The organism is Streptomyces sp. NPDC059668 (assembly GCF_042734135.1).
Taxonomy (GTDB): Bacteria; Actinomycetota; Actinomycetes; order Streptomycetales; family Streptomycetaceae; genus Streptomyces.
Map to the genome: position 1 here is coordinate 30,155 of NZ_JBHWEL010000091.1, position 5,957 is coordinate 36,111.

Below are 5,957 nucleotides of genomic sequence, written 5' to 3' on the forward strand. Positions count from 1 at the left end.
GAACCCCCCCCCCGGCCCCCCATCACCAACTGACGACCGATATAACACCGCGGGGGGCCCCGCCCCGCCGCCCCCCCCCCTCAGGTGCGTCCGGTCTCCTAGAAGGAGAGGCGGTCCGCCATCAGTTTGGTGAAGCGGGCCGGGTCCTTCAGCGCTCCGCCTTCGGCGAGGAGCGCCATTCCGTAGAGGAGTTCGGCGATCTCGGCGAGGCCGGCGCCGGCCCCGTCCTCTCGTTCGGTGTGGGCCTTGTTGAGGCCGTCGACCAGGGAGTGGCCCGGATTGAGTTCGAGGATCCGCTTGGTGTGCGGGATGTCCTGCCCCATGGCACGGTAGATGTTCTCCAGCGCCGGGGTGATGTCGTGCGTGTCCGAGACGAGGCAGGCCGGTGACAGCGTCAGGCGGGTGGACAGCCGGACCTCCTTGACGTCCTGGCCGAGTTGCTCGGTCATCCAGGACAGGAGCCCCGCGTACTCCTTCCGCTGGTTCTCACGCTCGTGCTCGGTCTCCTCGGTGTCGGCGTCCCCGCCGCCGAGGTCGACCTCACCCTTGGTAATGGACCGCAGTTGCCTGCCGTCGAACTCGGGCACCGCGGTGACCCAGACCTCGTCGATCGGGTCGGTCAGAAGCAGTACCTCGACGCCCTTGGCGCGGAAGGCCTCCATGTGGGGCGAGTTCTCGATCGCCTCCCTGGAGTCACCGGTCAGGTAGAAGATCTCTTCCTGGCCGTCCTTCATGCGTTCGACGTACTGCGCAAGAGTGGTTGGTTCCTCCGGGGCGTGGGTGGAGGGGAACGAGCACAGAGCGAGGATGGCGTCCCGGTTCTCGTGGTCGTCGAGCAGTCCCTCCTTCAGGACCTTGCCGAACTCCCGCCAGACGGTCGCGTAGCTCTCCGGGGCACTGGTCCTCAGGTCCTTGATCGTGGACAGGACCTTCTTCGTCAGGCGCCGGTGCATCCTCTGGATGTGCCGGTCCTGCTGCAGGATCTCGCGGGAGACGTTCAGCGAGAGGTCCTGCGCGTCGACGATGCCCTTGACGAAGCGGAGGTAGGACGGCAGGAGTTGCTCGCAGTCGTCCATGATGTGCACGCGCTTCACGAACAGTTGGAGACCGCGGCTGCTGCCCTGCGTGAACAGGTCCTGCGAAGCGCGCGAGGGGATGAAGAGCAGGGCCTGGTACTCGAAGGTCCCTTCCGCTTGCAGGCGAACGGTCTCCAACGGGGCGAGCCAGTCGTGGCTGATGCGCTTGTACAGCTCGTGGTATTCCTCGTCGGAGACGTCCTCTCGCGCTCGGGCCCAGAGGGCCTTCATCGAGTTCACGGTCTCGAAGTCGTCCGGGGTCCGCTCGGTGTCGGCGCCTTCGCCGGTCTGTCCGGCCGCCGCGGCGGGCTGGACGGCCATGCGGATCGGCCAGGTGATGAAGTCCGAGTACCGCTTGACGATCTCGCGGATCTTCCAGTCCTGTGTGTAGTCGTCGAGCCGGTTCTCGACGTCCACGGGCTTGAGGTGAAGGGTGACCGTCGTCCCCTGGGGCGCCTCGTCGAGATCCTCGACCGTGTAGGTGCCTTCACCACGGGAGACCCAGCGGGTGCCCCGTGTCCCGCCGGCGTGCCGGGTCACGACGGCGACCTCGTCGGCCACCATGAAAGCCGAGTAGAAACCGACGCCGAACTGGCCGATGAGACCCGCTGCCGCGTCCGCGTCGTCGGTCTCCTTCAACTCCTTCAGCAGTCTCGCGGTGCCGGAACTGGCGATCGTGCCGATGAGTTGGACGACCTCCTCACGCGACATGCCGATGCCGTTGTCCCGCACCGTCAGCGTCCTCGCCTGCGCGTCGGTCTCGACGCCGATGTGCAGATCGGACACGTCCGCACCCGGCGCCTCGTCGCGCAGGGCCGTCAGACGCAGCTTGTCCAGCGCGTCCGAGGCGTTGGAGATCAACTCCCGCAGAAAGACGTCCTTGTTCGAGTAGATCGAATGGATCATCAACTGCAGCAGTTGACGGGCTTCCACCTGGAACTCGTGGGTCTCGGCCGACATAGCCTGCGAATCCTCCAAGATCATCGACGGGGCTTTCACCACACCCCAGTGCACTCTAACCTCGCCGTTTCCGTCGACGCGCCGAGACATCCCGATCGCCAAGTGGCGTGCGGGAACGGCGATTCCTCCGCCGACCGCTCGCGCCGGCCGGCAGGGTCAGGCGGTGGTGTCCGGTCCCTCGGGTGCGACGGTGCGGGCCCGGTCCGTGAGAGGCTCCGTCGACCACGTCGCCAGGAACCGCAGGGCGGTCTCGGAAGGGGAACCGGGTTCGGTGCTGTAGACGAACAGGGTCTGATCGCCGTCGCCGGGCAGCGCGAGGGCTTGGTACGTGACGGACAGGTCTCCGGCCACGGGGTGGTGGTAGGCCTTGGTCCCCTCGGTCCGTTCGTGGACCCTGCGCTCCGCCCAGTGCGCGCGGAAGTGCTCGCTGCGCACCGCGAGTTCACCGACCAGTACGCCGAGCCGCGGGTCGTCGGGGTGGCGGCCGGCGTCCATCCGCAGCATGGCGGCGGTGTCCGCGGCGACGGTCTCCCAATCCGCGTACAGCTCACGTGCGGCGGGCGCGAGGAAGACGAACCTGGCCTGGTTGCGTTCGTTCGCGGGCATGGCGTCGAAGTCGGCGATCAGCGCGCGGGAGAGCGGGTTGGACGCCACCACGTCGGTACGCCGGCCCAGGACGAACGCCGGGCAGTACGCGGCGTCCAGGGTGGCGAGCAGCTGAAGGACGGCCGGGCTGACCTTTTCGACCGGTGCGGACGCGACGCGGCGGGGCTGGAGGGGGCGCCTCCGCGCGAGATCGAACAAGTGGGCGCGCTCGGTGTCATCGAGGCGCAGCGCGGTCGCCAGGGACTCGAGGATCTCCGGGGAGGCGGTACGGCTGCGCCCCTGTTCCAGGCGCGTGTAGTAGTCGACGCTGACGCCGGCCACCTGGGCGAGCTCCTCACGGCGCAGTCCCGGGACGCGGCGCCGGGTGGTCGTCGGCATGCCCGCGTCCGCGGGACTGAGCCGGGCCCGGCACGAACGGAGGAACTCTCCCAGCTCCACGATCTGGTTCATACCGTCATTCTCCGCGACAACCAGGGGCGAGGGGAGGTTCGAGGGTGGCCCTGACGCACCCAGGAAACTCCCGGCGTTCCTGGCTCTCCTGCTCCAGAACGCGGCCGCAGGCGACCCCGGCACGACGACGGGTGCCTCACACCCGGAGCGTCACACCCTGGGTGTACGGCGGCCTGGCCGCCCCGCGCCGGACGGCGGACCGTGGGGACGCGAGTATGAAGGGCACGCCCCCCGCACCTCACCCGTACGTCGACATGTGGGTGACCGCGGAGGGATTCATCCGCCAGGAGCTGCTGCCCGACGGACGTCACGACAAGGCCCGGGCCAGCCGGAAGAGCGCCTGCACGGGCCGGTACACCGTCGACGGCAGTCACATCGACTAGGGCGTGTTTTGGAAGTGGCTCGATCCCCTTGTCTCGCTTCGTAAAAATCCAGGTATGGGCCAGGGGATCTTCCTGACGAGCAGTGGGCGATGCTGGAGCCGTTGCTGCCGGTGTGATGTTGGGGCGACCGCCGCTGGACTAGCGGAGGCCAATCGACAGGATTCGGTGGCGGGTGCGAGCCGGCGTTCCGTGGCGGGATATGTCGTCGGAGCACGGTCCGTGGCAGACGGTCTACGGCCCCTTTCGCCGCTGGCAGCGTGACGGCACCTGGTCCGTCCTGCTGAGCCGGTTGCAAGCCCGGGCGGATGCGGCCGGGCTGATCACGTGGGAGGTCAATGTCGACTCCACGGTCTGTCCCTTGGCCTCGGCGGCCTCCGTGGTGTCGATGTCCTCGATGGGTGCGGCGGACAACCGCGCCGCCCCATTCTTCCCTCGGCCATTGCGGCTGCGGCCTGCAGCTCATCGCCCTCGGCTGGTCATGATTGACGGAGTTTATCTAAGGCGCGGTTGGGATCCCTGCGCTTCCCGCTGCTAATTGTTCTCAGCGGCGGGTCGTGTACATGTACAGAACGTCACCCATAGACTCTTCCGTACCGTCCGCTTTCTTCCGGAACCCGGGACTTGTGTTGAAGCGCAGAGTGGGCCCGCGCGTGTTCAGCTGAACCCTGTCGAGCGCAGCGTGCCGGTCCGGGTGCCCGATGACGATCTGCTCGCAGGTCGTCATGTAGCGGCCGGATTCATCCGCGGGACAGGCGCGGGAAGATCTGAGTGGCCGCGCTGAGCAGGGCGAGTACGCCGCCGAGAGCGAAGCCGGTCGTGATGCCGTATCCGTCGACGATCAGCCCGCCGACGAGTGATCCCGCGGCGAGTGAGATCTGCAACACACTGACCAGGAGCGCCAGGCCACTCTCGGGAGCGTCGGGGGTCGCGTTCAGGATCCATGTCTGCAGCGCCAGGGGCACGGCGCCGAAGGCCGCACCCCAGAGGATGACGAGGACGACGACCGCGGGTGCGTCGCCTGTCAGCGTGGTGAGCAGGATGACCGTGGCGGCGACCAGGACGGCCGCGGTGCTGTAGACCGTGCGCAGGCTACGGCCGATGATCGCGCCGGCGGCGAAGTTGCCGGCCAGCCCTGCCGCGCCGTACCCGAGGAGGACCAGGGTGACCGCGGATGAGCCGAAGTGCGCCCGGTCTTCCAGGTAGGGGGTGATGTACGTGTAGGCGGCGAAGTGTCCGAGGAAGATCAGAGCGGTGGCCAGCAGGGCGATGCGGGCACCGCGAACGCGCAGGGACGACGTGAGCGTGGCCATGCGTATCGTGCCGGTGGGTGGCAGCGAGGGGAGACGCAGTGCCAGAGCCGCAAGAGCAAGCAGAGCGGCGCCCGCGGCGATGAAGAACGCGCTCCGCCATCCGGCGAGATGTCCTACGAGTGCGCCGAGCGGCAGGCTGACCACGGTGCCGGCGGAGATTCCGGCGGTGATCAGCGAACTCGCGCGGTTGACCGCTTCGGCGGGCACCAGTCGGGCGGCGACGCCGGCACCCATCGCCCAGAATCCGCCGACGGCGATGCCCAGCAGAATTCGGGCCACTGCCATCACCGGCATGTTGGGGGCCAGAGCTGCCACGACGTTGGAGACGGTGAAGGACACCGCGAGCGCGATCAGGACGTTGCGCCGGTCGAGCTTTCCCGAGGCGATGGTGAGCAGAGGCGCGGTGACCGCTGCCGTCAGGCCGGGGACGACGACGACCAGGCCCACGGTGCCGACGGAGACGTGGAGACTGGATCCGATGACGGGGAGGAGCCCGATCGGCAGGAACTCCGAGAGCACCAGGACGAAGGACATCAAGGCGACCGAGGCGACGGCCGGCCAGTTGCTCTGCGGCGAGGGGGCGGCGTGAGCTGCTGCTCGTAGCGGTTCCGGCCGACCAGCGACCGTTGCCGTGCTGGAGTGGTCACTCATGCTTTTTCTCTCCTGGAAGGATCGGGGGCCGCGGGTGGCCCGTGCCGCGTTGTTGCGCGGCGGCTGTGCCGCAGCCGTGGATGGGAGCGGCAGGGGTCACAGCGGCGTGACCTGAGAACGGGGCGAGCGCCGGGGCCGGTGGATCACCGGGCCGGCACCACCGCTCGATGTAATGTTCTTGGTTACATCGAAAATGCGAGTGGGTACTTGGGGTAGGAATGGGGATGGCCTGGCCGGAGGGCTGCTCCTCCAGCCCTCAAAGAAGCAAGGGCCACTCTTTCGGGCAGCTCTCCTACCGGGCGAGGAGCTTGGGTCGAGCAAACCTGCTTGATAGCGGTGAGGCACGGCGCTCGCGCCTGCCGACGAGGTCATCCTGGGATCCTGCAGGCGGGGCCCCTCTTCGCTCACCACTCCGGGATGGAGAATTACTCAGATCTGGTTGAGGCCACCGTCGACGTAGAGCTCGGTTCCGGTGACAAAGCTGCTCTGGTCGGACGCGAGGAAGAGTGCTGCCGCAGCCG

Annotated in this window: 5 protein-coding genes and 1 pseudogene; 2 read left to right on the top strand and 4 right to left on the bottom strand. The window is 67.9% G+C overall.

Annotation, left to right across the window (positions count from 1 at the left end; all coding sequences use genetic code 11):
• Positions 1 to 98 precede the first annotated feature (98 nt).
• Entirely contained in the window at positions 99 to 2,036 is a 1,938-nt protein-coding gene (gene htpG / locus ACFV2J_RS37700) for a molecular chaperone HtpG (protein WP_385442968.1), read from the bottom strand.
• 156 nt (positions 2,037 to 2,192) lie between these two features.
• Positions 2,193 to 3,092, bottom strand: a complete 900-nt coding sequence (locus ACFV2J_RS37705) for a helix-turn-helix transcriptional regulator (protein WP_385095498.1) — start codon at positions 3,090 to 3,092, stop codon at positions 2,193 to 2,195.
• Between the two features lie 215 nt (positions 3,093 to 3,307).
• Between ACFV2J_RS37705 and ACFV2J_RS37710 the strand changes: the two are divergent.
• Both ACFV2J_RS37710 and ACFV2J_RS37715 read left to right on the top strand, forming a co-directional pair.
• Positions 3,308 to 3,472: pseudogene (locus ACFV2J_RS37710) on the top strand (Atu4866 domain-containing protein); the annotation flags it as partial.
• 202 nt (positions 3,473 to 3,674) lie between these two features.
• Positions 3,675 to 4,010 carry a hypothetical protein gene (locus ACFV2J_RS37715; RefSeq protein ID WP_385095501.1) on the top strand — a complete coding sequence of 112 codons (336 nt, stop codon included), beginning with the start codon at positions 3,675 to 3,677 and terminating at the stop codon, positions 4,008 to 4,010.
• 202 nt (positions 4,011 to 4,212) lie between these two features.
• On the opposite strand, the gene ACFV2J_RS37720 is transcribed toward ACFV2J_RS37715, so the two are convergent.
• Together ACFV2J_RS37720 and ACFV2J_RS37725 are read right to left on the bottom strand one after the other, a co-directional pair.
• Positions 4,213 to 5,436 carry an MFS transporter gene (locus ACFV2J_RS37720; protein WP_385095504.1) on the bottom strand — a complete coding sequence of 408 codons (1,224 nt, stop codon included), beginning with the start codon at positions 5,434 to 5,436 and terminating at the stop codon, positions 4,213 to 4,215.
• A 429-nt stretch (positions 5,437 to 5,865) separates the two neighbouring features.
• Positions 5,866 to 5,957 (bottom strand): SDR family oxidoreductase (locus ACFV2J_RS37725; protein ID WP_385442975.1); only part of this gene is annotated, 92 nt, incomplete at its 5' end.